Here is a 23,689-nt window from a genome sequence, read left to right as displayed (position 1 = left end):
TCAATTCTTATAAAAAGTGCTGCTGAGGTAGGCGCGGCGAACCTGCCGGCTGGCAGTCATCAGAATGGCGCTGACAGGCAGCGCCAGCAGGACGCCGAAAAAGCCAAAGAGCTGACCGAATGCCAGCAACGCGAAAATGACCGCCAGCGGGTGCAGGCCGATCCGTTCGCCCACCAGCCTTGGCGTGAGGTAGAAGCTCTCCAGCACCTGCCCGATGCCGTACACGACCGCTACCGCCGCGAATCCATAAAAATCACCGAACTGCAGCAGAGCCGCCAGCAGCGCCAGCACCAAGCCAGTGCCGAATCCAATATATGGGATAAAAACGGCCAGACCGGTGAAGATGCCTACCGGCAACGCGACATCGAAGCCTGCGATGGCAAGGCACACAGAGTAATAGATTGCCAGCACGCCCATCACCAGCAGTTGCCCGCGCAGGTATTGCGACAGGACCTGATTGATGTCGACGACCATCTCCATGGTGCGCTCGAGCCAGCGACGCGGGATGAATTGCCTTACCCGGCGCAGGATATCGTGCCAGTCGTAGAGCAGATAGAAGAGCACCAACGGCACCATGATCAGGTTGCTGACCAGGGTGAGGGCGACGTTGCCGCTGGTGCGCAGTGAAGCCAGTACCTGCTTGAGAATCGCGTCGGTGCTGCCGGCGAACTGGTCGGTGAGAAATTGCTTGATGCCAGGAAAGTCGAAGCTCAGGTTGATACCCAACTCCGACAGCCGCGGCGCGAGCGAATCGTTCAGCTTGGCCAGCAGCGCCGGGATCTGCTCGCGTAATTGCGGCCCTTCCTTCTGCACGGCAGCGATCACGAGCAAAGCCAGCAGCGTGAGCACGATCATGAGCGCCAGAATCATCAACAGCGCGGCCACCCCGCGCGGCACACGATGGCGGTGGAGCCAGTCGCAGCCGGGATAGAGCATATAAGCAAAGATCGCGCCGAGCAGAAACGGCGTGAGAATCGGCCCCAGAAAATAAAACAGAACCCCGAGTGCAAACGCCACGCCGAACCACAGAATGGCTTGGCGCTGATATGTCGTGAGTCCTGCGGGTTGGTTCATCGTGCGGAAATCCTTGTCAGCTTGCCAGAAACACGGCCGGGCAGGCCGCCATCGGGTAAAATCGCCATTTTACAGAAGCGCGAATCATCCCCATCATGACACACCCTAGCCAATCCCCCGGCCTTTCCTACCGCGACGCCGGCGTCGACATCGATGCCGGCGATGCGTTGGTCGAAGCAATCAAGCCGTTCGCCAAAAAAACCTTGCGCGACGGCGTGCTGGGCGGCATCGGCGGTTTCGGCGCGCTGTTCGAGGTGCCCAAGAGATACCGTGAGCCGGTGCTGGTGTCGGGTACCGACGGCGTCGGCACCAAGCTCAAGCTGGCCTTTCAATTAAATAAGCATGACACGGTGGGTCAGGATCTGGTTGCAATGAGCGTCAACGACATCCTGGTGCAGGGCGCCGAACCGCTGTTTTTCCTCGATTACTTCGCCTGCGGCAAGCTCAACGTGCAAACGGCCGCCACGGTGGTCAAAGGCATTGCGCAGGGTTGCGAGTTGGCCGGCTGCGCGTTGATCGGCGGCGAGACCGCCGAGATGCCGAGCATGTATCCGGACGGCGAATATGATCTGGCCGGGTTTGCCGTCGGCGCGGTCGAAAAGAGCAAGATCATCAACGGCAGCACGATAGCCCCGGGCGACGTGGTGCTAGGCCTGGCCTCCAGCGGTGCGCACTCGAACGGTTACTCGCTGGTGCGCAAGATCATCGAAGTCGCGCAACCCGATCTGAACGCCGATTTTCACGGTACGCCGCTGCGCGACGTGCTGATGGCGCCGACCCGGATCTATGTCAAGCCGCTGCTCGCGTTGATGCAGGCGCTTACGGTCAAGGGCATGGCTCACATTACCGGCGGCGGGCTGGTGGAAAATATTCCGCGTGTCCTGGGTGAGCATTTGTGCGCCGACTTGCATCGCGACGCCTGGACGATGCCGCCGCTGTTCCAGTGGCTGCAGCAGCACGGCAAGGTCGCTGATGCGGAAATGCATCGGGTTTTCAACTGCGGCATCGGCATGGCCGTGATCGTGGCCGCCGAAGACGCACAGCAGGCGCAATCACAATTGCAGGCTGCCGGTGAAACGGTCTACCGCCTGGGCGTGATTCGCGCCCGCGCGGATGGCGAGGCGCAGACTATCGTACGGTAGCGCTCACAGGCAGGTTGCCGACGGCAATCCGGGCGTCGAGCCGCAAGCTCGACGCTTTTTTATTGACCCGAGGCCTTGTGCCGTCGCTTGTCCGCGTACATGTCCGCATCGGCCTGGGCGAGCAGGTGTCTGATCGGCAACGGGCTTTGCGGGGTGAGTTGAACCTGCCCGACGCTAAAGTGGATTGGATAAGCTCGTGGCTGCGCCTCGTCGCGCGACGCCAGCGTCTGGCGCAGACGTTGGATCAACGCGGAAATTTTGATGCTTTGCGCATTGGTCAGAAAAACCGCGAATTCATCGCCGCCCAGACGGCCGATGACGTCGCTCTCGCGCAGAGCGCTGCGCAACGCGGCGGCGAACGTCTTCAACGCGCGATCACCCTCCGCATGGCCGAAGGTATCGTTGATCGATTTGAAATCGTTCAAATCGAAAAACAGCAGCGAGGCGGGTATCGCCATGCGATGGCTGACATGCAGCGCGTGCTGGGCAAGGGCCTCGAATCCCCGTCGATTGGACAGCCCAGTCAACTCGTCCGTGGTTGCCATCTGCAGTGCGGTCAGTTCCTGCTCGGCCATGTGGGCCAGATCACGCAATAATTCGCGCTCCTCATCGTCCAGTTTGCGGGGTTTGACATCGAGCAGGCAAAGCGTACCGACTTTGCTGCCGTTGGCGACGACCAAGGGGCATCCCGCATAGAAACGAATGCCGGGGTCCTGCGTAACCAGTGGATTGTCGTGGAACCGCTCGTCGTGGAGCGTGTCCTGAATCATCAGAATATCGTCGCCCAGGATCGCGTGGCCGCAAAAAGACACGTCGCGCGGGGTCTCCGGCACTGACAGGCCATCGTTCGACTTGAACCATTGACGATTGGTATCGACCAAACTGACCAATGCGATAGGCACACCGAAGAGTTTCTTGGCCAGTCGTGTAAAGCGGTCAAAGCGCTCCTCGGCGGGGGTATCGAGAATATTCAGCGAGTGCAATGCTTCGATGCGGGTCGCTTCGTCGGCAGGGCAAGCGGGAGCGAGCATGGGGACATCCGTTGTGCTTGGTATCCCCATTGTAGTACAGGGTTGCCACGGCTTTGGCGCCTAATCCTGCCAATACGCTCGCGCATGCGCCAGCACTTGCGCCGAGACATCCGGCGAGACGCAATCGATCACGACCCGCTGCGCGATGCTGCGCAACCATGTGAGCTGGCGTTTGCACAGTTGTCGGGTGGCAAACACACCCTTGTCGCGGAACGTGGCATAGTCGGTCGCGCCATCCAGGTATTCCCAGGCTTGCCGGTAGCCCACGCAACGCATCGACGGCAGGCCGGGATGCAGATCGCCGCGGCGCTTGAGTCTCTCGACCTCATCGACAAAGCCACTGGCCAGCATGGCGTCAAAGCGGGCCGCGATGCGCTCGTGCAGAATGCCGCGTTCCGATGGCTCGAGAGCGATCGGGACGAAACGGCGGTGCGCCGATCGGGGGGGCGAACGATCCTGGGTCAACCAAGCCGACAACGGCTTGCCGGTCAGCTCGAAAACTTCAAGGGCGCGCTGGATGCGCTGCGCGTCATTGGGGGCCAGGCGTTGCGCGGCCGCGGCGTCAACCGTGGCAAGCCGCGCATGCAGGGTCGGCCAGCCGAGTCGGGCGGCTTCTTCGTCGAGTCGGGTACGAATCGCTGCGTCGGCCGCCGGCAAGGAATTCAACCCTTCGGTCAGTGCCTTGTAGTAGAGCATGGTGCCGCCCACCAGCACCGGGTGTCTGCCACGCGCGAGAATTTCCTCGATCAGACGCAAGGCATCCTTGCGAAACTGCGCGGCCGAGTAGGCATCGGCCGGATCTATGATGTCGATCAGGTGGTGCGGCACGCGCTCGCGCTCTTCGGTGGTTGGTTTGGCGGTACCGATATCCATGCCGCGATACACCAGTGCCGAGTCGACGCTGATGATTTCGATCGGCGCATGCTCGGCGAGCGTCAGCGCCGCAGCCGTCTTGCCGGAGGCGGTCGGACCCAGCAGGCACAGAATAGGGGAGCGGGCGAGATCGTTCATCGAACGGCATGCGGCACGGGGTTACCGGCCGCGCATGAAAAGCTTGTCGAGATCCGCCAGGGTGAGCTGGTACCAGGTCGGCCGGCCGTGATTGCATTGATCGGCGCGCTCGGTGGCCTCCATTTGCCGCAGCAGTGCGTTCATTTCCTCAAGCGTCAGCCGGCGATTGGCGCGCACCGCGCTGTGGCATGCCAGCGTGCCGAGCAGCTCGTGCTGGCGCTCGGTCAACACGCGCGAGCCGCCGAAGTTGCGCAGGTCGGCCAGCACCGCACGCGCCAGGGCTTGCGCATCGGCGCCGTCGAGCAGGGCGGGGATGGCTCGCACGGCCAGCGTGGTGGGCGACAGAACGGCGAGATCGAATCCCAGCGCGGTCAGCGTGTCGCGGTGTTCCTCCACCGTGCCGATTTCAACCGGGTCGGCGAAGAACGTGACGGGGATCAGGAGTGGTTGAACCGGGACGTCGCGTGCGCCAAGCGCCTGCTTGAATTGCTCGTAAAGGATGCGTTCGTGGGCCGCGTGCATGTCGACCAGTACAAGCCCCTGGGCATTTTGAGCCAAGATGTAGATGCCGTGCAATTGCCCGAGGGCGAACCCGAGCGGTTGCGCGTGCGTGTCGGCGCCATCGGCCGCCACGGGCTCGGCGCGGACGGAGGGTATGGCTGGCGGTACGCCGGCCGCCGGGCCGGCGGGCGCCGCGCGTCCGAACAAGGCATCGTAGGCAGCCAGAGGTTGCGCTACCGGCAAGGCGCGCTGCTGCATGGGCTGCGGCACCCAGCTGCGATGGCCGGACAATGGATCGACCGGCTTGCCATAGGCGGGCTCCAGCCCGCCCGAGGCGGCAGGTTGAGCCGCGTGTGTGGCACCGCCAGCGCCGGCGGCGCGCGCCAGGGTTCGCTGAACCGCATGGAACACAAACTGGTGGATGCTGCGGGCGTCGCGAAAGCGCACCTCGATTTTCGAGGGATGCACGTTGACGTCGACCAGTTGTGGCGGCAACTCCAGATACAACACATAAGCCGGAAAGCGTTCCCCGTGCAGGACGTCTTCATAGGCGGAGCGCACCGCGTGCGTGAGCAGCTTGTCGCGCACGAATCGGCCATTGACGAAGAAATATTGCTGGTCGGCACGTCCCCGGCTGGCGGTGGGCAAGCCGGCAAAGCCACGCAGGCAAAGCTCCGCCGCTTGCTCCTCTATCGGCAGATGCGCATCGGCAAATGCCTCGCCGAGCACCCGGGCTACTCGCTGCGCCGGCGTTGCGACGTTCCAATGTTCGACCACACGGCCGTTGTGCTGCACCGAGAAGGCCACGTCCGGTCGCGCCAGCGCACTGCGTCGAATGACGTCGAGGCAATGGCCGAATTCCGTCTGTTCGCTTTTTAGGAATTTACGTCGCGCCGGGGTATTGAAATAGAGATCGCGCACGTCTACGGTGGTCCCTACGCCGCCGGCGGCGGGCTGAAGCACGCCAGTATGACCGTCGATCACGGTGGCATGCGGCGCGCCCAGTTGACGGCTGGTCAGCATGAGCTGGGCGACCGAGGCAATCGAGGCGAGCGCCTCGCCGCGAAAGCCGAGCGAGAGCACCGATTCCAACTCATCCAGGGAACGAATTTTGCTGGTCGCGTGACGCGTCAACGCCAGCGGCAGCTGCTCCACCGGGATGCCGCCGCCGTCGTCGGCCACCACAATGCGGCGGACTCCACCTTCATCCAGTTTGATCTGCAGTTGCGAGGCTCCAGCGTCCAGGGCGTTTTCCAGCAGTTCCTTGACAACCGATGCTGGCCGTTCGACGACCTCGCCAGCGGCGATCTGGCTGATGAGTTGATCCGGCAAAACACGAATCTCACGTGTTGCGACGGGCTGAATCGGAGTGGAGTTGACGGCTGACATGGAACCATTATAAAGCGCGGCGTCGAATGTATTCAGGAGCGCCATGCCGGCGTCGGCGCAGGTGGTATCATGGCGCGCGAGTGCCCCGGCGTGGCGCCGCACGACAATCATTGAGGAACGGACTTGGATACATTGTTGCATTTGCTCGGTATGGTGCTCCATATCGACCAACACCTTCATGACTTCATCGTGGCGTACGGTGCATGGGTTTATGTATTGCTGTTCGTGATCGTATTTGCCGAAACCGGCCTGGTGGTGGTGCCGTTTCTGCCGGGCGACTCACTGCTTTTCGTCGGCGGCGCGCTTGCTGCCACCGGAGCGATGGATGGCTGGATGCTGGGGGGGGTGCTGTTTATCGCCGCAGTGACGGGCAATACGCTGAACTACCTGATCGGGAGCTATATCGGGCCCAAGGTGTTCGAGCACAACTGGCGTTTTCTCGATCGGAACGCCTTGCGCATCACCCATGAATTCTATGAGCGGCACGGGGGAAAAACGGTCGTACTGGCGCGTTTCATTCCGGTGGTCAGAACCTTTGCTCCTTTCGTTGCTGGCGTGTCGGCGATGTCGATGCGGCGTTTCCAGATCTACAATATGCTCGGCGCGCTGATCTGGGTCGCGCTACTGGTAGGCGCCGGCTACTTGTTCGGCAATTTGCCGTTGGTAAAGCAATACCTCAACGTGATCGTGCTCATCGGCATCAGCGCCGCCGTGGTGCCGTTGGCTGTCGGCGGGCTGTGGCGTCTGCTGGCCAAGCGGCGCGCGGTCTCGCAAAACCGCTGAGCGGGGATATTCGTTTCAAAACCGCGGCGGCCGATCGGGCCGCCGCTTTTATTTATGCCGTCGGATTTCTCGACAGCGGCGGGTGAGCTGCGAAATAGGCTTTGATGCCGTGCAGCAGCGCATCGGCCATCTCTTCCTGGTATTCGCTGGTATTGAGCTTCGCCTCTTCGTCCGGGTTGCTGATGAACGCTGTTTCGACCAGTACCGAGGGGATGTCCGGCGCCTTGAGCACGGCAAAGCCGGCTTGCTCGACGCGCCCGCTGTGCAGCTTGTTGATCTTGCCGATCGTTTGCAGCAAGTCGTTGCCGAAGCGCTTGCTGTCGCGAATCTGCGCGGTGGTCGACATATCCAGCAGCGCATGGGCGACGACTTTGTCGCTGGTTTTGATGTCGACGCCGCCGATGCGGTCCGATTCGTTCTGGGTGGTTGCCAGAAAGCGCGCGGCGGCGCTGGTGGCGCCGCGCTCGGACAGCGCGAAAACCGATGAGCCTCGCGCCTCGGGGGTCGTGAATGCATCGGCGTGAATCGACACGAACAAATCGGCATCGACGCGCCGCGCCTTTTGCACGCGAACATACAACGGCACGAAAAAGTCGGAGTCGCGCGTCATCATGACCCGCATATTCGGCTGGGCATTGATCTTGTCGCGCAGGCGCTTGCCGATCTGCAGCACGACGTGCTTCTCGTAAGAGCCGCGGTGACCGATGGCGCCGGGATCTTCCCCGCCGTGTCCCGGATCGAGCGCGATCGTCAGCAGGCGCGTCGTGCGGCCTCGCCGCGTCGGCGGATTGTCCACGCTGTCCTGCGGGCCGCGGCGCCGATCCCGTTGCGCGAGTACCTCGGGCGCTCGATCGGACTTGGGCTTCGTGCCCAGGTCGTGATGGGGTTCGGTGGCGCCGGACCCGCCTTGCGCGTAGCGCTGGAAAAATGCCTCGGTACTATCCTGGGCGCCCGCATCGTCCTGGCTCTTTTGCTGCTTCTGCGCCAGCGCCTGCTCCTTGCGCTCGCTTTGCTTGAGCAACTCCATCAGCGGATCGGGGGGCACCGCCGGATACAGGTCGAACACCGTCCGATAGCGATAGCCCGCGACCGGCGGCAAGGTGAACGATTGCGGTTTCACGGCGGTTTTCAGATCGAACACCAGCCGCACCACGTTGGGTTTGAACTGTCCGACACGCACCTGACTGATCTGCGGGTCGTTCGGGTTGATCTTGGCGACGAGATCGCGCAACGTCGTGTTCATCTGCAGGCCGTCCAGATCAATCACGAAGCGATAGGGATTTTCTACCAGATCTTGCTGAAAAGTGATCGGCGTGTCGGTCTCGAGGGTAACCCGGGTGTAGTCTTTGGCGGGCCACACGCGCACCGCCATGATCGTGGTTGCGTGCGCCAGGCGCGTGCCGGCCAGCGCCAGCACCAGCGTCGACGCGCCGGTGCGCAGCACGCGGCGGCGGCCCGGATCGCTCGGTGCGGTATGGTCGGAGCGGCGATATTTATTGATTAGCATTGGTCAAGAACAGCGATGCCTTTAGGTGTGCATGCGACGGCGGTGAGACGTCGCCCTGAGCCTGCCGGTTCCAATTTCAGTGTGAGATCGGGCACCCCGAGCAAGCCGCCGGCTTTCTCCGGCCATTCGATCAGGCAAAGCGCATTGCCCGTGAAGTGGTCGCGAAAACCCGCGTCATGCCACTCGGCAGGATCCGCAAAACGATATAGGTCGAAATGATAGACCTCCAATCGACCTTTGGGAAAGGCGATGTTGTATGGTTCACACAGTGTGTAAGTCGGGCTGCGCACCCGACCGGTATGCCCGAGGGCGCGCAGCAGTGCGCGCACCAGCGTCGTTTTGCCGGCACCGAGGTCGCCCGACAAATGCACGTGCAGACCTTCGGCCGGACGCGCCGCGATGGCTTGCGCCAGGCGCGCGGCAAACGCCCCGGTGGCGTGCTCGTCGGGCAGATTGAATTGTTTTGTCGCGGCGGCGGAGGCGGGCATTGCGTACAATCGAGTCAAATGAACGGGTCACAAACACTCACCTCGGCGCACGCGTCCGATCCACATGAACCGGGTCCCCCGGATGGTCCGGAGGGGTTGGCGCGACTGTCTGCGCGGATCAAACAATGGGGCCGCGAACTCGGATTCGGCGCGATCGGTGTCAGCGATGTCGATTTGCGCGCCGCTGAGGCGGGCCTGTTGTCGTGGCTTGCGCAGGGGTGTCAGGGTGACATGGATTATATGGCCAATCATGGCCTCAAGCGCGCGCGGCCTGCGGAATTGGTGCCTGGAACCGTTCGCGTGATCAGCGCGCGCATGGACTACTTGCCCGCGCCTGAAGCTGCGGCTGCGGCACGCGACTGGCGGCACGTCGAACTGGCGCGCCAGGAGGAGCCCGCCGCAGCGGTGGTGTCGATCTACGCGCGCGGACGCGACTATCACAAGATCATGCGCCAGCGCCTGCAACAGTTGGCCGATCGCGTTGCCACCGAAATCGGGCCGTTCGGCTATCGCGTATTTACCGACTCGGCGCCGGTACTGGAGGTCGAGCTGGCACAAAAGGCCGGGCTCGGCTGGCGTGGCAAACATACGCTGCTGCTCTCACGCTCGGCCGGTTCGATGTTCTTCCTTGGCGAAATCTATGTCGACCTGCCATTGCCGATCGATCGGGCGGACGAGGATGGCGCGCATTGCGGTCATTGCGAGCGTTGCCGCCAGGCATGTCCGACCGGTGCGATCGTGGCGCCCTACCGCGTGGATGCGCGACGCTGCATCTCCTATCTGACGATCGAGCACAAAGGCGCGATTCCGCTCGAGTTGCGGCCGTTGCTGGGAAACCGCGTGTATGGCTGCGACGATTGCCAACTGGTCTGTCCGTGGAACAAGTTCGCGCAGCGCTCGCCAATGCCTGATTTCGCCGTGCGCAACGGTTTGGACGACGTTATGTTGGCCACGCTGTTCGCATGGTCCGAGGCCGAATTTCTGGAGCGCATGGCGGGGAGCGCGATTCGCCGGATTGGCCATGAGCGCTGGCTGCGCAACATCGCGGTAGCGCTGGGCAATGGATTGCGCGCCACCGGGCAAGATGCGCTGCGTCAGGCGCTGCGGGCCCGCGCCAATGATCCTTCGGCCCTGGTGCGCGAGCATGTCGCATGGGCGCTCGCACAAGACCCGGTGGCGATGCCGCCGTAATCACGTCGGCGTAAAATCCCGGTAGCTGAGGATAGCGCGTGAAGGATGGGGCGGTGATGCAATTCAATGCAGTGATCGATGTGCCGTTCGGCAAGGTGGGTATCCGCACCGGCGCGGGCTGCGTCGAGGAGATCGTTTATGTGCCGGAAAGCATGAGCTCGGCAGCGCCGGAAGATGCGCTGGCCGAGCGTGCCGCCCGGCAGATCGAGGCGTACGTCGATGACCCGGCCTTCGTGTTCGACCTGCCGCTCAAGCCGGTCGGCACGGCGTTCCAGCAGAGGGTCTGGCAGGCTATCTGCGCGATTCCTGCCGGAAAGGTGCTGACCTACGGACATATCGCCAAGCAGATGCGCACGGCGCCACGCGCGGTCGGGCAAGCGTGCGGCGCCAATTATTTTCCGCTGGCCATCCCGTGTCATCGCGTGGTGTCCTCGAGTGGGCTGGGCGGGTTTGCCAATCACGACGTCGACGGCTACTTTCTGGCAATCAAGCGGTGGTTGCTGCGACACGAAGGTGTCATGCTGATATGAGCGATGCGCTGTCCGCCAGCCTCGCGCTGACCGATACCTTTTGCGACACGCTGTGGCTCGAGGATGGACTGTCGCGCAATACGCTGGATGCTTACCGGCGTGACCTGCGTCTTTTCGCGCAATGGCTGGTCGAAGATCGCCAGCTCGCACTCGACCAGGTTCAGGAGGCCGATCTGCGCGCCTACCTGGCATTTCACAGGAACGGCAAGGCCACCAGCGCCAACCGGCGCCTCTCGGTGTTCAAGCGCTTTTACCAATGGGCGTTGCGCGAATGCAGCGTCAGTGCCGATCCCTGTTTGAATGTACATGCCGCCAGGCAAGCGCCGCGTTTTCCCAAGACGCTGAGTGAGACGCAGGTCGAAACCCTTTTGGCCGCCCCTGATGTCGAGACGCCGCTGGGCATGCGTGATCGCACGATGCTGGAACTGATGTACGCCAGCGGCTTGCGCGTGTCGGAGCTGGTACAACTCAAGTCGGTCGAGGTCGGACTCAACGAAGGTGTGTTGCGCATTTTCGGCAAGGGCGCAAAGGAGCGTCTGGTGCCGTTCGGCGACGAGGCGCACGGCTGGATCGCCCGCTACCTGGCCGAGGGGAGGCCGGCATTGCTGGGCGCGCGGCTGTGCGACACGCTGTTCGTGACGCAGCGCGGCGAGGGCATGACTCGCCAGGCATTCTGGTACATCATCAAGCGCTACGCGGCACAGGCCGAGATTCGCGCGCCGCTCTCGCCACATACGCTGCGACACGCGTTTGCCACGCATTTGCTCAATCATGGCGCGGATTTGCGCGTGGTTCAGCTGCTGCTCGGGCACGCCGACATTTCCACCACGCAAATCTACACGCACGTCGCGCGCGAGCGGCTCAAGATTCTTCACGGCAAGCATCACCCGCGCGGCTGATAACACCGGGCCGCCGCGGCGAATTTCACAGCAGGTCGCGCAACTTGTGCTTGAGGATTTTGCCGGTTGCAGCGGCCGGCAGGCGCTCGACGATGCGAATCTCGGTGGGGCGCTTGTAAGGGGCCAGACGTTGTTTCGCCCAGGCCCCGAGTGTTGCCTCGTTTGCCGGGGCCAGGGCGCCGGGCTTGAGCTCGACGAACGCCACCACCTCCTCGTTGCCTTCCACCGGACGGCCGATCACAGCCGATTGCAGCACGGCCGGGTGGCTGTTGAGCACTTGTTCGACTTCCGCCGGATAGACATTGAAACCCGAGCGGATGATCAACTCTTTGCGGCGCCCGACGATGTGCAGATTGCCGCGCTCGTCGAAGCGCGCCATATCGCCGGTTTTCAGCCAGCCATCGGCGCTCAGTGCTCCCCGCGTTTGCGCCGGATCGCGATAGTATCCAAGCATGACATTGGGACCCCGCACCCATAGCTCGCCGATCCCGGCATCGCCATCGGCCAGCCGGGCCTCGATGCCGGGGATGAGCGGGCCCACCGAGCAGTCCGTGCATGGCGCGTCGAGCCGTGTTTGGGAGATCGTCGGGCTGCTTTCGGTCATGCCGTAGCCGTTATGCAGCGGCAGGCCGTAGCGGGCCTCGCCGCGCGCCTTCAGCGTTTGGTCGAGCGGCGAGCCGCCGGAATAGACAAAGCGCAATCGCGGCGCGTCCAAGGGGCGATGCGGGGCGTCCAGTTGCTCGAACAGTTTGGCATGCATGGCCGGCACGCCCTGGAAGATCGTGACCCCCTCATTTGCCAGCGCGCGCAGCACGCGGGCCGGGTCAAAGCGTGGCGCCAGCCGCAGCGTGCCGCCGGCGTACAGGGTGCCCAGGCACACCGAGGCGAGTCCATAGACATGCGAGATCGGCAGCACAGCGTACACCAGATCGTCGCCGTTGACGCGACGCAGCAGGCTCGACACCGCGGCGATGAACAGCAGATTGCGGTGCGACAGCATGACCCCTTTGGGCTGACCTGTGGTACCGGTCGTATAGATCAGGGCGGCGCATTGTCGTGCTGGGTCGGGTGAGGTTGGTTCAGGCGCACAGTCGACGTTTAGTGGGCCGACATACACCTGGCCGATACCGAGATCGATCCAATCGGCCGCAGTTGCCCCACAGCGTCGCGCGTGCGCTAGCGCGTCCGGCGAGATGCCGGTCGTGTAGAGCGTCAGCCGCGCTTGCGCGTGCGATTGAATGGTATCGATCTCGGCGCTCGACAGGCGGGCGTTGGCGACCAGCGACCAGGCGCCGAGATTTGCCGTCGCCAGTAACAGGACCACCAGCGCCGCGCAGTTCTCGTTGACCAGCATGACGCGATCGCCCGCCCGTACGCCAGCCTCGCGCAGTCGCGTGCTGGCGGCGTCGACAGCTGCCGCGAGTTCGGCATAGGTGAGTTGTCGCTCGTCCTCGCGCAATGCAAGCCGCCCGGGCGCGACGGCGGCAATGCGATGCGCAAGTTGCCCGATATTGGCAGGCAGGGCGGCCAGCAGGGCGGGTATATCGTCGAGTATCTCGGTTGCGGCGGACGTGCGCATGTTCAGATCTCCGCGCCGCGCATCAGCCCGCGCGCGATGACAATCTGTTGGATTTGCGAGGTGCCCTCGTACAGGCGGAACAGGCGCACATCACGATAAAAGCGCTCGATGCCGTAATCGCTGATATAGCCAGCGCCACCGTGTATCTGCACGGCGCGGTCGGCGACGCGGCCGCACATCTCGGTGGCGAAGTATTTGGCGCATGAGGCTTCGACGCTGACGTCGCGCCCCTCGTCGCGCTTGCGGGCGGCGTCGAGCACCATGCATTCGGCGGCATACAACTCCGCTTTACTGTCGGCCAGCATGCCCTGCACCAGTTGAAACTCGGCGACCGGGTGCCCGAACTGGCGGCGCTCCATCGCATAGGCCAGGGCGTCGCGCAACATACGCTTGGCCGCGCCGACGGCGACTGCGGCAATATGCAGGCGCCCCTTGTCGAGCACCTTCATGGCTGTCTTGAATCCCACTCCTTCCTGGCCGCCGATCAGGTTGGCGGCGGGAATGCGGCAATTCTCGAAGATCACGTCGCAGGTATGCGCGCCCTTCTGGCCCATTTTCTGGTCGATCTTGCCAAGTGACAGACCCGGTGTGCCGGCTTCGACGATGAACGCGGAGATGCCGCCGGCGCCCTTGATCGCCGGATCGGTTCTGGCCATCACGGTGAAGATGCCGGCATGCGGCGCGTTCGTGATGTAGCGCTTGGTGCCATTGAGCACATAGGCATCGCCCTGGGCATCCGACACGCGCCGGGCGCTGGTCGCGAGCGCGCCGGCATCGGAACCCGCACCGGGCTCGGTCAGTGCGAACGAGCCGATCAACTCGCCCGAGGCAAGCCGCGGCAAGTAGTGCGCGCGCTGCTCGGGGGTACCATCGATGACAATGCCCTGGGAGCCGATGCCGTTATTGGTGCCGATCAGCGAGCGGAAGGCCGGCGAAGTCTGGCCCAGTTCGAACGCCACCCGGACCTCTTCTTCCATCGTCAAGCCGAGCCCGCCATAGGCCTCCGGAATCGCCAGGCCGAACAGACCGAGTTCGCGCATTTGCTGCACCAGTTGCTCGGGAATGGCATCCGTTTCTGCAATTTCATGTTCTCGCGGCATGAGTCGCTCGCGCACGAAGCGTCGAATCGAATCTTCCAGCAATGTTTGGGTTTCGTTATCGCGAATCATGGGATGTCCTTGGAAAATCTGGGTGTCTCGATATCGTCATTATCGACTTGCGGCCGGCCATCGTGCGGCGGTACAAATAGCGAACGGTCGTGCTATTCGGTGGCTGTAAGATAGCAGGCGGTGTGGAAAATTTCAAAATAGTATTCTGCTATGCGGAACAGAATTAATGCTTCCGCATGTCCAGGTCAATATGATCATCGGTAAAATATCGTCATGAGCAAACAAAAACACGTTTCGGAGACGCCTGCCACTCAGTATCTGCGTCAGCATGGCATTGCTTTTACCGAGCATCCCTATGAGTATGTCGAGCACGGCGGTACTGCCGAGTCGGCGCGGCAATTGGGGATCGATGAGCATCATGTAGTGAAGACGCTCATTATGGAGGACGAACAAGGCAAGCCGTTGGTGGTTCTGATGCATGGCGATTGCACCGTATCGACCAAAAGCCTGGCCAGGCAGATTGGCGTCAAGCGCGTGGATCCCTGCAAGCCCGAAGTGGCACAGCGGCACTCCGGTTATCTGGTGGGAGGCACGTCGCCATTCGGCACGCGCCGGCCGATGCCGGTTTTCGTCGAGCGCAGTGTGCTCGACCTGCCGAAGATCTATATCAACGGCGGGCGGCGCGGCTATCTGGTGGGAATCGCACCGCAGGCGCTCACGGCACTGCTCGACGCCAAGGCGGTGCAGTGCGCCAACGCGGGGGCGTAGTCAAGTAGAATGGCGCCCAATTCGACGATCTCAATGGAATTCGCATGGCCACGCTGATTTTCGTGCTTTTCGCCTACTTGATCGGCTCGGTGCCCTTTGCCGTTATCGTGAGCCGCGGCATGGGGCTGGCAGACCCGCGCACCTATGGCTCGAAGAACCCCGGGGCCACCAATGTCCTGCGCTCGGGCAACAAGGCAGCGGCGGCGCTCACGTTGGTGGGTGACGCCTTCAAGGGGTGGCTGGCGGTCTTTCTCGCCACGCGCTACGCAAATGCCTGGGGTGTGAGCGACGGCGGCTTGGCGTTGGTTGCGGTGGCGGTGTTCGTCGGGCATTTGTACCCGATATTCCTGCGTTTCGCGGGTGGCAAAGGGGTGGCGACGGCGGCAGGTGTTTTGCTGGCGATCAATGCATGGCTGGGTTGTGCAACCATTGCCACGTGGCTGATCATTCTCGCCTTTTTTCGCTATTCGTCGCTGGCAGCGCTCGTTGCGGCGATTTTCGCGCCCCTGTATTACATCTTCATGTTTGGCGTCGGCCCCTACACGCCGGCGGTGATCGCGATGTCGCTGCTGCTCATTTACCGGCACTGGGCCAATATCGGGCGATTGCTCGCGGGCAAGGAAAGCCGGGTCGGACAGAAAAAATCGTGATGGCCGGGCACGTCCCGGTCCGCATCAGTCGCGAAAGTTATTGAAATCGAGCGGCGTGTCGGTCACTTCCTTGCGCAGCAGCGCGATGGTGTTTTGCAAGTCGTCGCGTTTGTTGCCGGAGACGCGCACCGCGTCGCCCTGGATGCTCGCCTGCACCTTGATTTTGCTGTCTTTGACCAGCCGCACTATTTTTTTCGCTAAATCGGCGCTGACGCCTTTCTTGACGGTGATGACCTGTTTGACCTTATCGCCGCCGATTTTGTCGATCTTGCCGTAGTCGAGAAACCGTACGTCGACCTGGCGCTTGGCCATCTTGCCGACCAGCACGTCGCGGACCTGTCCGAGCTTGAAGTCGTCATCGGCAAATGCGGTCAGCTCCTGATCCTTGTGCTCGATACGGGCGTCGGAACCCTTGAAGTCAAAACGGGTGGTGATTTCTTTGTTGGCCTGGTCGACGGCATTTTTGATTTCGACCATATTGGCTTCGCAAACCACGTCAAATGATGGCATGAGCGTCTGCTCCTATGGGGTTGAGAGGCTGCGCGCGGTTCTGTCGCGCCTGGGCCCGGCCGCGACTCGTATCGCAGGTGGCCGCTATAATTCGTCGCTCGCTATTGTAATTCAGTCACTACCGCCTTAGGAACGGGCCGCACGCCGCCACGCATGTCTACTCTGCTTACCGATTACGCTTTACTGGCTTACAACACATTCGGCATCGATGCGCGCAGCCGCTATGCGGCGGTGCTCGAGCATGCGGAGGATTTGCCGGCATTGCTGGCTGATGCGCGTGTGGCGGAGTTGCCCCGCCTGGTGCTGGGGGGCGGCAGTAATGTGATCCTGACCCGTGATTTCGATGGCTTGACCGTACTCACTCGCATTACCGGACGGCGCCTGATCAAGCAAACCCCGGATGCCTGGCTGGTGCAGGCGGGCGCTGGGGAGCTGTGGCACGATTTCGTCGCCTGGACGATCGACCAGGGCTGGGGTGGGTTGGAAAACCTCGCGTTGATTCCCGGCACGGTGGGCGCAGCACCGATTCAGAATATCGGTGCATACGGGCTGGAACTGGCAGAGCGCTTTGCCTGGTGCCAAGTGTTCGATACTGTCTCGGGTGAGCTCGTTACGCTCGATCGCGCGGCCTGCCGTTTTGCCTATCGGGACAGTCTGTTCAAACAGGCGCCCACGGGCCGGTACATCGTGACGTCGGTGACGTTTCGCTTGCCACGCCCCTGGCAGCCGGTGATCCAATATACCGATGTCGCGCAGGAATTAGCGCAGCGGCATGTCGCGCAGCCGTCGCCTCAGGACATTTTTGATGCCGTGATCGCAATTCGCCGGCGAAAGTTGCCCGATCCGGCGATCACCGGTAATGTCGGCAGCTTTTTCAAGAATCCCGTCGTCAGCGCGGACACCCGGGCGACGTTGCTAACGCGTTACCCTGGCCTGGTGTCTTACCCGCAGGCCGATGGCAGCTACAAACTGGCCGCCGGCTGGCTGATCGATCAATGCGGATGGAAGGGGCGTGCGCTCGGTCCGGTGGCAGTTCACGAGCGTCAGGCGCTTGTGCTGGTCAATCGGGGCGGGGCGCACGGCAGCGATGTGCTGGCGCTGGCTCAAGCCATCATGGACGACGTGCAGTCGCGCTTCGGCGTGCGGCTTGAACCCGAGCCGGTCATTCTATGAGTGGTGCCAGGCCCGGCCGCTCGTCGCGGCGTGCCGCCGCTCGACTGGCGATGCTGCGACGGGCCGATTTATTAGTCGCCGATCAGCCGTAATGGCAGGTGTAGTCGAGGGTTTCGGTGACTTCGATGTCGAACTGGCTGTTACCGGGTATGTGGAAGCTGTCGCCTGCGCCGTAGGTTTGCCAGTCCTGCTGGCCGTCGCGCCGAATACGGCAGTGGCCGGCGTTGATTTCCATGTGCTCGGGCGCGTCGGTGCCGAAGCGCAATGTGGCGGGGAAGATCACGCCGAGCGTCTTGCGGCTACCGTCGGCGCACAGCACGGTGTGCGAGACGCATTTGCCGTCGAAATACAGATTGGCGCGTTTGACGACGCTGACGTTGTCCAGTTGGGTTTGGGCCATAGGGGTGTGTCAAAGAAGAGGTGAGGGTTTGCCGGCCTGCCGATGCGCCGGGTACGACAAGGGCACCCGAAGGCGCCCTTGTCGACCGCAATTGGACTGCGACTTCAACTGCGTTTGCGGCGAGCGTTCTCGGCAATGCGCATGCGCAAGGCGTTTAGCTTGATGAAGCCGCCGGCGTCGGCCTGGTTGTAAGCGCCGCCGTCATCGTCGAAGGTCGCGATGGTCTGGTCGAACAACGTGTCCTTGGAGTCGCGCGCAACGACGCTCACGCTGCCCTTGTAGAGCTTGACGCGCACCCAGCCATTGACCTTCTGCTGGGTGTGGTCGATCAGCACCTGCAACGCGCGGCGCTCGGGGCTCCACCAGTAGCCGTTGTAGACCAGCGTGGCATAGCGGGGCATCAGGTCGTCTTTCAGATGAGCCACTTCGCGATCCAGGGTGATCGACTCGATACCGCGGTGCGCCTTGAGCAGGATCGTGCCGCCGGGGGTTTCGTAGCAGCCGCGCGATTTCATGCCGACGTAGCGGTTTTCCACCAGGTCGAGGCGACCGATGCCATGTTTGCCGCCCAGGCGGTTCAGTTCGGTCAGGACTTCGGCGGGGCTCATCCGTTTGCCATTGAGCGCCACCGGGTCGCCGCTTTCATACTCGATGTCGAGGTACTCGGGGGCGTCCGGCGCCTTTTCCGGCGATACGGTCCAGCGCCACATGTCTTCCTCGGCCTCGGCCTTGGGGTCTTCCAGATGACGGCCTTCAAATGAAATGTGCAGCAGATTGGCGTCCATCGAGTAGGGGGCGCCGCCCTGCTTGTGCTTCATTTCGATCGGGATGCCGGCGTTCTCGGCGTAGGCCAGCAGCTTCTCGCGCGACAGCAGATCCCATTCGCGCCACGGTGCGATCACCTTGATGCCGGGTTCGAGTCCGTAATAGCCCAATTCAAAGCGTACTTGGTCGTTACCCTTGCCGGTGGCGCCGTGCGAGACCGCGTCGGCTTTCGTCTGGCGGGCGATTTCGATCTGGCGTTTGGCGATCAGCGGGCGCGCGATCGACGTACCGAGCAGGTATTCGCCTTCATAGATCGCATTGCAGCGGAACATGGGGAAGACGAAATCGCGCACGAACTCCTCGCGCAGATCGTCGATGAAGATGTTTTCCGGCTTGATGCCGAGCTGGATGGCTTTTTTGCGTGCCGGCTCGAGTTCTTCGCCCTGGCCGATATCGGCGGTAAAGGTAACGACCTCGCATTGATAGGTGTCCTGGAGCCACTTCAGGATGACCGAGGTGTCCAGGCCGCCGGAGTAGGCGAGCACGACTTTCTTGACGTCAGACATGATGGTTTCGCTTTGGGTTGAGTCCTGCGCGAGCGCGCAAGAACATTATTTTACTCGCACTCACCGGCGTGGGCATGGCCAATCGTGATGCAGCCGCATCAATTCAGTTTGCCCAACAGCAGGTATTCCATCAGCGCTTTTTGAACGTGCAGCCGGTTCTCCGCTTCGTCCCACACGACGCTTTGGGCGCCGTCGATGACTTCGGCGCTGACCTCCTCGCCGCGGTGCGCGGGCAGGCAGTGCATGAACAGGGCATCCGGTTTGGCCTGTGCCATCAGGTCGGCGTCAACGCACCAGTTCTCGAATGCCGCCTTGCGGGCCTCGTTCTCGGCTTCGTAGCCCATGCTGGTCCACACGTCGGTCGAGATCAGATCGGCGCCAGCACACGCCGCGCGGGGATCGTCAAATTCGCGCAGATACGCGCGACTCGAGTCATTGACCATCGCCGGGTCGAGGCGGTAGCCAGGCGGCGTCGAGATGTGGAATGTGAAACCGAAGATTTCGGCCGCCTGAATCCAGGTGTACGACATGTTATTTGCATCGCCGATCCAGGTCACTGTCTTACCCTGAATCGGGCCGCGATGTTCGTAAAAGGTGAAGATGTCTGCCAGCACCTGGCATGGATGGTATTCATTGGTCAGGCCGTTGATGACCGGTACCCGCGAGTATTCGGCGAAGCGTTCGAGAATATCCTGCCCGAACGTGCGGATCATGATGATGTCGACCATGCGCGAGATCACCTGGGCCGCATCTTCGATCGGCTCTCCCCGCCCGAGTTGTGTGTCGCGCGTGTTCAAAAATACTGCATGGCCGCCCAATTGGTGAATGCCCGCTTCGAACGATAAACGGGTCCGCGTCGAACTTTTCTCGAAAATCATGGCCAATGTTCGGTCATGCAGCGGATGATACGTTTCGTAGTTCTTGAACTTCTGTTTCAGAATGCGGGCGCGCTCCAGCACATAACCGTACTCTTCCAGCGTGAAGTCGTTGAATTGCAGGTAATGCTTGATAGATTTGGCGGTCATCTTGGCATGGCTCTCAAAATGGGCAGTCAAAGCGCCGGGGCATCGACAATCCTATAGTCTATCAAATCGCTTGCATGCCACCCGCCGGCGGTATGATTGGCTGTTGGCGCGACGTTGCGTCGATACCGGGGACTGGGGGTCGGTGCCGCATTTTTAGACGCGAGTTTTGCTGGGGTAAGTCTTATATAAGATATAATACTCCCTCAGGCCGGAGCCACTACCCGCGGCGCCAGTGCCGGCTGTTTTTAGAGGTGATGAAGCGATATGGCCGACCAGGTTCCTGCGCGCGAGTATTTCATCCAGGGCATCACCCGGGATGGTAAAAAATTCAGGCCAAGCGATTGGGCTGAAAGGTTATGTGGTGTCATGTCCTGTTTCGGGCGGGGCGGTAGCGGCCCAAACACGCGGCTGCAATATTCCCCTTATGTCCGCCCGGTCATGGTTGGTGATCTCAAATGCGTCGTGATCGACGAGCGTCTGCGGGATATCGAGCCGATGGCGTTCGATTTCGTGTTGAATTTCGCGCGCGATAACGGACTGCAAATGACTGAGGCGTGCTCGATTCCGGACGCTTCGGGAGATTTACCGCCCGCGGCTTGAGCCGGATACGCCCGTGTCGGCATGTTTGGCTCGCGCCTTGAGCGTCGGTCGGAAATAAAAAACCCGCAACGAATGCGGGTTTTTTTGTGCCGCACCCATGATGGGGCGGCTGCGATCGCGCAGGCCGGATTTAAGCGGCGGCGGTCATGCCCTTGATGGCCGAGGCCAGACGGCTCTTGTTGCGCGCGGCGCGGTTCTTGTGAACGATGCGCTTGTCGGCAATGATGTCGATGGTTTTCTGGGCATCGCGCAGCGCGGCGGTCGCGGCGGCCTGGTCGCCGGAGGCGATGGCCTTGCGAACAGCCTTGATGGCCGTGCGATAACGCGAGCGCAGCGGAGCGTTGTGCGCGTTTTGCTTGGTGTTCTGACGGGCCCGTTTGCGGGCTTGTGCGGTATTTGCCATGTGAATTCCTTGAATTGCTGAGTGGCACGGCTCCCTGGGAGACACGGTGGCCAGGAAGCAATCCATTGACTTCGAAACCGGCGATTGTACTACAAGCCCGGCTTTTTTTGCAATCGTTAATCATGCGGCGCTCATGGCCGCGCGTATAATACGCGCAACATGAATTTGCTCAAAGCTCTCCTCACGGTCAGTGGGTTCACGATGCTCTCGCGCGTCACCGGGCTCATACGTGAAATACTCATTGCGCGCATGTTTGGCGCCAGCCAGATGACCGACGCTTACAACGTCGCGTTCCGCATTCCGAATTTGCTGCGGCGACTCTCCGCCGAGGGGGCTTTTTCCCAGGCGTTCGTGCCGATCCTGGCGGAATTCAAGAGTCAGCGCGGCTCCGAGGAAACCAAGAGCCTGATCGACTCGGTGGCTACCGTCATGCTGTGGTCGCTGCTCACGCTGACGGTGCTGGGCGTCGTTGGCGCGTCCGGCGTGGTGTACGTGGTTGCCACCGGGCTGAGCCGCGAGCAGCAGGCGTTCGGTGCCGCGGTTTTCATGACGCGGGTGATGTTTCCGTACATTACCTTCATTTCCCTGACGACCCTGGCTGCGGCAATCCTCAATACCTGGAAGCAATTTTCCTTGCCGGCCTTTGCGCCGGTGCTGCTGAATATCAGCTTTATCGTCACGGCGCTCTGGATCGCTCCTCACCTCGCGACACCCGTTTACGGCCTGGCCTACGCGGTCATTTTCGGTGGCGTGGTGCAGTTGGCGATTCAGATTCCGGCGCTGATCAAAATCGGCATGCTGCCGCGCTTTGGCTGGAGCGTGCTGGCCGCGCTGCGCAATCGCGGAGTCAAACGGGTCTTGGCCAAGATGGTGCCGGCGACGCTGGCCGTCTCGGTGGCGCAGATCAGTCTGATCATCAATACCAACATCGCGTCACGGCTGGCGCAGGGCAGCGTTTCGTGGCTGGCTTATGCCGATCGCCTGATGGAATTTCCCACCGCGCTGCTGGGCGTGGCGCTGGGCACGATCCTGTTGCCTAACCTGTCGAAGGCGCATGCAGATGCCGACCCGGTCGAATATTCCGCGTTACTCGACTGGGGGTTGCGGCTGACGTTTCTGCTCGCGCTGCCGTGTGCCGTTGGCCTGCTCGTCTACGCCGAGCCGCTGACCGCCACCCTCTACCAATACGGCCGCTTCGACGCTACTGACGTGATAATGACCTCGCGAGCGCTCACGGCCTATGGGGTGGGATTGATCGGCCTGATTCTGATCAAGATTCTGGCGCCGGGGTTTTATGCCAAGCAGGACATCAAGACGCCGGTGAAGATTGCGATCTTCGTGTTGTGTATTACGCAGCTCTCCAACCTTGCGTTCGTGCCCTTGTTCGCGCATGCCGGCTTGTCGCTGTCGATCGGCGTGGGCGCCTGCATGAATGCCATACTGCTGTTCGCCGGGCTGTATCGGCGCGGCATCTATCGACCGACGGCTGGTTGGGGGTTGTTTTTCGTTCAGCTGCTTGCCGCCTGCCTTATTCTGGCTGGTGTCCTGATGTGGTTCGTACAGAATTTCGATTGGATCGGTCTGCATGATCGGCCGCTGGCGCGCATTGCCTTGCTCGGCGCCAGCCTAGTCGTGAGCGCGGCCGTTTATTTCGGCGCCCTGCTGGCAATGGGGTTCAAGTTCGGTGCCTTCCGCAAGCGGACGGCTGCGTGATGATCAGGATGCTTGAATATTTCGCCACGCTGGTCGCGGACGACGCAAGTTTGCCGCTGACCGAGGCGGCCGTGGCCCTGGCGCAGGACGCCTACCCTGATCTCGATATTCAGGGTGTGCTCGCGGAAATCGATAAATTGGCGATGCGCGTCATGCAGCGCGTGCCGGCCGATGCCGGCCCCCTGCAAAAGCTGCAGTTGCTCGATCACTTCTTTTTTCGGGAGCTGGGTTTCGCGGGAAACCAGAACGATTTCTATCATCCCGATAACAGCTATCTGAATATCGTATTGCAGACCCGGCGAGGCATCCCGATTTCGCTGGCGGTCCTGTATATGGAAATCGGTCAGCAACTCGGGCTGCCGCTGCGAGGGTTGTCATTTCCCGGACATTTTCTGCTGCGCCTGTCGGTGCCGGGAGGCGATGTCGTGATCGATCCGCTGACCGGGCAATCGCTATCACCGGCTCGCCTGCTCGAGCTGGTCGAGCCGTATCTGAGCCACTACCGCGGCGAGGCTGAGCAAAATGGGCAGGAATTGGCGCTTTGGGCATTGCTGCACCCGTTCCTGGAACCCGCTTCGCCGCGGGAAATTCTTGCCAGGATGCTGCGTAATCTGAAAGTCATTTATACACAGAACGAGCGGTGGGAGCGATTATTGGCCGTTCAGGAGCGCATGGTGCTGGTGTTGCCACACGCGTTGGACGAGCGGCGAGACAGGGGGTTGGCCTATGCGCGCCTGCATCACGTGCGTCAGGCTCAGGAGGACCTGCAGTACTACTTGCAGAAACAGCCGGACGCGAGCGACGCCCAGGCGATTCGTGAAACGCCGGCTGACCTGGGCAAGCTGGGCGGCGCGGCAGACTGAGCGACCCAAGCGGGGAGAG

At 61.9% G+C, this 23,689-nt stretch carries 24 protein-coding genes; 11 read left to right on the top strand and 13 right to left on the bottom strand.

All coding sequences use genetic code 11. From position 1 onward, the window contains the following. Entirely contained in the window at positions 1 to 1,074 is a 1,074-nt protein-coding gene (locus tag EPN80_RS03090; RefSeq protein ID WP_293023522.1) for an AI-2E family transporter, read from the bottom strand. A 95-nt stretch (positions 1,075 to 1,169) separates the two neighbouring features. On the opposite strand from EPN80_RS03090, the gene purM reads away from it, so the two are divergent. Further along, positions 1,170 to 2,216 carry a phosphoribosylformylglycinamidine cyclo-ligase gene (purM, locus tag EPN80_RS03085; RefSeq protein ID WP_293023519.1) on the top strand — a complete coding sequence of 349 codons (1,047 nt, stop codon included), beginning with the start codon at positions 1,170 to 1,172 and terminating at the stop codon, positions 2,214 to 2,216. 59 nt (positions 2,217 to 2,275) lie between these two features. Here purM and EPN80_RS03080 read toward each other — a convergent pair whose 3' ends face one another. From EPN80_RS03080 to mutL, 3 genes are read right to left on the bottom strand one after another with little or no spacing between them, the layout of a single operon-like run. After that, entirely contained in the window at positions 2,276 to 3,247 is a 972-nt protein-coding gene (locus EPN80_RS03080) for a sensor domain-containing diguanylate cyclase (RefSeq protein WP_293023516.1), read from the bottom strand. 60 nt (positions 3,248 to 3,307) lie between these two features. Next, positions 3,308 to 4,258 (bottom strand): tRNA (adenosine(37)-N6)-dimethylallyltransferase MiaA, encoded by a 951-nt coding sequence (miaA, locus tag EPN80_RS03075; protein WP_293023513.1) that lies wholly within the window; start codon positions 4,256 to 4,258, stop codon positions 3,308 to 3,310. A 21-nt stretch (positions 4,259 to 4,279) separates the two neighbouring features. After that, on the bottom strand, positions 4,280 to 6,148 hold the full coding sequence (gene mutL, locus EPN80_RS03070; protein WP_293023510.1) for a DNA mismatch repair endonuclease MutL: 1,869 nt from the start codon (positions 6,146 to 6,148) through the stop codon (positions 4,280 to 4,282). Between the two features lie 123 nt (positions 6,149 to 6,271). Between mutL and EPN80_RS03065 the strand changes: the two genes are divergently transcribed. Next, the gene (locus EPN80_RS03065; RefSeq protein WP_293023507.1) at positions 6,272 to 6,931 is read left to right on the top strand and encodes a VTT domain-containing protein; all 660 of its coding nucleotides are present in this window, start codon (positions 6,272 to 6,274) and stop codon (positions 6,929 to 6,931) included. 52 nt (positions 6,932 to 6,983) lie between these two features. On the opposite strand, the gene EPN80_RS03060 is transcribed toward EPN80_RS03065, so the two are convergent. Beyond that, entirely contained in the window at positions 6,984 to 8,438 is a 1,455-nt protein-coding gene (locus tag EPN80_RS03060) for an N-acetylmuramoyl-L-alanine amidase (RefSeq protein WP_293023504.1), read from the bottom strand. Further along, positions 8,432 to 8,926 carry a tRNA (adenosine(37)-N6)-threonylcarbamoyltransferase complex ATPase subunit type 1 TsaE gene (gene tsaE / locus EPN80_RS03055; protein ID WP_293023501.1) on the bottom strand — a complete coding sequence of 165 codons (495 nt, stop codon included), beginning with the start codon at positions 8,924 to 8,926 and terminating at the stop codon, positions 8,432 to 8,434. The genes EPN80_RS03060 and tsaE overlap by 7 nt, the downstream gene beginning before the upstream one ends. An 18-nt stretch (positions 8,927 to 8,944) precedes the next feature. Between tsaE and queG the strand changes: the two genes are divergently transcribed. From queG to xerD, 3 genes are read left to right on the top strand one after another with little or no spacing between them, the layout of a single operon-like run. Further along, positions 8,945 to 10,117: a tRNA epoxyqueuosine(34) reductase QueG gene (gene queG / locus EPN80_RS03050; RefSeq protein WP_293023498.1), complete on the top strand. Its 1,173-nt coding sequence runs from the start codon at positions 8,945 to 8,947 to the stop codon at positions 10,115 to 10,117. 56 nt (positions 10,118 to 10,173) lie between these two features. Continuing rightward, entirely contained in the window at positions 10,174 to 10,647 is a 474-nt protein-coding gene (locus EPN80_RS03045; protein ID WP_293023495.1) for a methylated-DNA--[protein]-cysteine S-methyltransferase, read from the top strand. Then, complete coding sequence (gene xerD / locus EPN80_RS03040; protein WP_293023493.1) at positions 10,644 to 11,546, top strand: site-specific tyrosine recombinase XerD; 903 nt, start codon at positions 10,644 to 10,646, stop codon at positions 11,544 to 11,546. Before EPN80_RS03045 ends, xerD begins: the two co-directional genes overlap by 4 nt. A gap of 25 nt (positions 11,547 to 11,571) precedes the next feature. Here the strand turns inward: xerD and EPN80_RS03035 are convergent, their stop codons facing one another. Both EPN80_RS03035 and EPN80_RS03030 read right to left on the bottom strand, forming a co-directional pair. Beyond that, positions 11,572 to 13,125 carry an AMP-binding protein gene (locus EPN80_RS03035; RefSeq protein WP_293023490.1) on the bottom strand — a complete coding sequence of 518 codons (1,554 nt, stop codon included), beginning with the start codon at positions 13,123 to 13,125 and terminating at the stop codon, positions 11,572 to 11,574. Between the two features lie 2 nt (positions 13,126 to 13,127). Then, a complete protein-coding gene (locus EPN80_RS03030; protein WP_293023489.1) occupies positions 13,128 to 14,294 on the bottom strand; it encodes an acyl-CoA dehydrogenase family protein in 1,167 nt (388 codons plus the stop codon). Positions 14,295 to 14,507: 213 nt separating this feature from the next. Between EPN80_RS03030 and ybaK the strand changes: the two genes are divergently transcribed. Together ybaK and plsY are read left to right on the top strand one after the other, a co-directional pair. Further along, complete coding sequence (gene ybaK, locus EPN80_RS03025) at positions 14,508 to 15,002, top strand: Cys-tRNA(Pro) deacylase (protein WP_293023488.1); 495 nt, start codon at positions 14,508 to 14,510, stop codon at positions 15,000 to 15,002. 44 nt (positions 15,003 to 15,046) lie between these two features. Next, complete coding sequence (gene plsY / locus EPN80_RS03020) at positions 15,047 to 15,652, top strand: glycerol-3-phosphate 1-O-acyltransferase PlsY (protein WP_293023486.1); 606 nt, start codon at positions 15,047 to 15,049, stop codon at positions 15,650 to 15,652. Between the two features lie 24 nt (positions 15,653 to 15,676). Here plsY and EPN80_RS03015 read toward each other — a convergent pair whose 3' ends face one another. After that, a complete protein-coding gene (locus EPN80_RS03015; protein ID WP_293023485.1) occupies positions 15,677 to 16,162 on the bottom strand; it encodes a YajQ family cyclic di-GMP-binding protein in 486 nt (161 codons plus the stop codon). Positions 16,163 to 16,315: 153 nt separating this feature from the next. On the opposite strand from EPN80_RS03015, the gene murB reads away from it, so the two are divergent. Then, complete coding sequence (gene murB / locus EPN80_RS03010) at positions 16,316 to 17,335, top strand: UDP-N-acetylmuramate dehydrogenase (protein ID WP_293023483.1); 1,020 nt, start codon at positions 16,316 to 16,318, stop codon at positions 17,333 to 17,335. An 82-nt stretch (positions 17,336 to 17,417) separates the two neighbouring features. Here the strand turns inward: murB and EPN80_RS03005 are convergent, their stop codons facing one another. From EPN80_RS03005 to argF, 3 genes are all read right to left on the bottom strand, one after another. Then, on the bottom strand, positions 17,418 to 17,735 hold the full coding sequence (locus EPN80_RS03005; protein ID WP_293023481.1) for a pyrimidine/purine nucleoside phosphorylase: 318 nt from the start codon (positions 17,733 to 17,735) through the stop codon (positions 17,418 to 17,420). Positions 17,736 to 17,839: 104 nt separating this feature from the next. Then, on the bottom strand, positions 17,840 to 19,066 hold the full coding sequence (locus EPN80_RS03000; protein ID WP_293023479.1) for an argininosuccinate synthase: 1,227 nt from the start codon (positions 19,064 to 19,066) through the stop codon (positions 17,840 to 17,842). A 98-nt stretch (positions 19,067 to 19,164) separates the two neighbouring features. Continuing rightward, positions 19,165 to 20,091: an ornithine carbamoyltransferase gene (gene argF / locus EPN80_RS02995; RefSeq protein ID WP_293023478.1), complete on the bottom strand. Its 927-nt coding sequence runs from the start codon at positions 20,089 to 20,091 to the stop codon at positions 19,165 to 19,167. 264 nt (positions 20,092 to 20,355) lie between these two features. Between argF and EPN80_RS02990 the strand changes: the two genes are divergently transcribed. Next, positions 20,356 to 20,691: a DUF3579 domain-containing protein gene (locus EPN80_RS02990; protein WP_293023477.1), complete on the top strand. Its 336-nt coding sequence runs from the start codon at positions 20,356 to 20,358 to the stop codon at positions 20,689 to 20,691. Positions 20,692 to 20,821: 130 nt separating this feature from the next. Here the strand turns inward: EPN80_RS02990 and rpsT are convergent, their stop codons facing one another. Beyond that, on the bottom strand, positions 20,822 to 21,094 hold the full coding sequence (rpsT, locus tag EPN80_RS02985) for a 30S ribosomal protein S20 (RefSeq protein ID WP_293023476.1): 273 nt from the start codon (positions 21,092 to 21,094) through the stop codon (positions 20,822 to 20,824). A 159-nt stretch (positions 21,095 to 21,253) separates the two neighbouring features. On the opposite strand from rpsT, the gene murJ reads away from it, so the two are divergent. After that, positions 21,254 to 22,807 (top strand): murein biosynthesis integral membrane protein MurJ, encoded by a 1,554-nt coding sequence (gene murJ / locus EPN80_RS02980; protein WP_293023474.1) that lies wholly within the window; start codon positions 21,254 to 21,256, stop codon positions 22,805 to 22,807. Then, the gene (locus EPN80_RS02975) at positions 22,807 to 23,670 is read left to right on the top strand and encodes a tetratricopeptide repeat protein (RefSeq protein ID WP_293023843.1); all 864 of its coding nucleotides are present in this window, start codon (positions 22,807 to 22,809) and stop codon (positions 23,668 to 23,670) included. The genes murJ and EPN80_RS02975 overlap by 1 nt, the downstream gene beginning before the upstream one ends. Positions 23,671 to 23,689 lie beyond the last annotated feature (19 nt).

Origin of the sequence: Pandoraea sp., assembly GCF_004297875.1 — a bacterium.
Taxonomy (GTDB): domain Bacteria; phylum Pseudomonadota; class Gammaproteobacteria; order Burkholderiales; family Burkholderiaceae; genus Pandoraea.
This window is presented reverse-complemented; position numbering and strand designations above follow the sequence as displayed.

Bases quoted from the DNA above. Each gene is read 5' to 3' on its own strand.
- EPN80_RS03090 (WP_293023522.1), bottom strand. From the start codon at position 1,074: ATGAACCAACCCGCAGGACTCACGACATATCAGCGCCAAGCCATTCTG.
- purM (WP_293023519.1), top strand. From the start codon at position 1,170: ATGACACACCCTAGCCAATCCCCCGGCCTTTCCTACCGCGACGCCGGC.
- EPN80_RS03080 (WP_293023516.1), bottom strand. From the start codon at position 3,247: ATGCTCGCTCCCGCTTGCCCTGCCGACGAAGCGACCCGCATCGAAGCA.
- miaA (WP_293023513.1), bottom strand. From the start codon at position 4,258: ATGAACGATCTCGCCCGCTCCCCTATTCTGTGCCTGCTGGGTCCGACC.
- mutL (WP_293023510.1), bottom strand. From the start codon at position 6,148: ATGTCAGCCGTCAACTCCACTCCGATTCAGCCCGTCGCAACACGTGAG.
- EPN80_RS03060 (WP_293023504.1), bottom strand. From the start codon at position 8,438: ATGCTAATCAATAAATATCGCCGCTCCGACCATACCGCACCGAGCGAT.
- tsaE (WP_293023501.1), bottom strand. From the start codon at position 8,926: ATGCCCGCCTCCGCCGCCGCGACAAAACAATTCAATCTGCCCGACGAG.
- queG (WP_293023498.1), top strand. From the start codon at position 8,945: ATGAACGGGTCACAAACACTCACCTCGGCGCACGCGTCCGATCCACAT.
- EPN80_RS03045 (WP_293023495.1), top strand. From the start codon at position 10,174: ATGCAATTCAATGCAGTGATCGATGTGCCGTTCGGCAAGGTGGGTATC.
- xerD (WP_293023493.1), top strand. From the start codon at position 10,644: ATGAGCGATGCGCTGTCCGCCAGCCTCGCGCTGACCGATACCTTTTGC.
- EPN80_RS03035 (WP_293023490.1), bottom strand. From the start codon at position 13,125: ATGCGCACGTCCGCCGCAACCGAGATACTCGACGATATACCCGCCCTG.
- EPN80_RS03030 (WP_293023489.1), bottom strand. From the start codon at position 14,294: ATGATTCGCGATAACGAAACCCAAACATTGCTGGAAGATTCGATTCGA.
- ybaK (WP_293023488.1), top strand. From the start codon at position 14,508: ATGAGCAAACAAAAACACGTTTCGGAGACGCCTGCCACTCAGTATCTG.
- plsY (WP_293023486.1), top strand. From the start codon at position 15,047: ATGGCCACGCTGATTTTCGTGCTTTTCGCCTACTTGATCGGCTCGGTG.
- EPN80_RS03015 (WP_293023485.1), bottom strand. From the start codon at position 16,162: ATGCCATCATTTGACGTGGTTTGCGAAGCCAATATGGTCGAAATCAAA.
- murB (WP_293023483.1), top strand. From the start codon at position 16,316: ATGTCTACTCTGCTTACCGATTACGCTTTACTGGCTTACAACACATTC.
- EPN80_RS03005 (WP_293023481.1), bottom strand. From the start codon at position 17,735: ATGGCCCAAACCCAACTGGACAACGTCAGCGTCGTCAAACGCGCCAAT.
- EPN80_RS03000 (WP_293023479.1), bottom strand. From the start codon at position 19,066: ATGTCTGACGTCAAGAAAGTCGTGCTCGCCTACTCCGGCGGCCTGGAC.
- argF (WP_293023478.1), bottom strand. From the start codon at position 20,091: ATGACCGCCAAATCTATCAAGCATTACCTGCAATTCAACGACTTCACG.
- EPN80_RS02990 (WP_293023477.1), top strand. From the start codon at position 20,356: ATGGCCGACCAGGTTCCTGCGCGCGAGTATTTCATCCAGGGCATCACC.
- rpsT (WP_293023476.1), bottom strand. From the start codon at position 21,094: ATGGCAAATACCGCACAAGCCCGCAAACGGGCCCGTCAGAACACCAAG.
- murJ (WP_293023474.1), top strand. From the start codon at position 21,254: ATGAATTTGCTCAAAGCTCTCCTCACGGTCAGTGGGTTCACGATGCTC.
- EPN80_RS02975 (WP_293023843.1), top strand. From the start codon at position 22,807: ATGATCAGGATGCTTGAATATTTCGCCACGCTGGTCGCGGACGACGCA.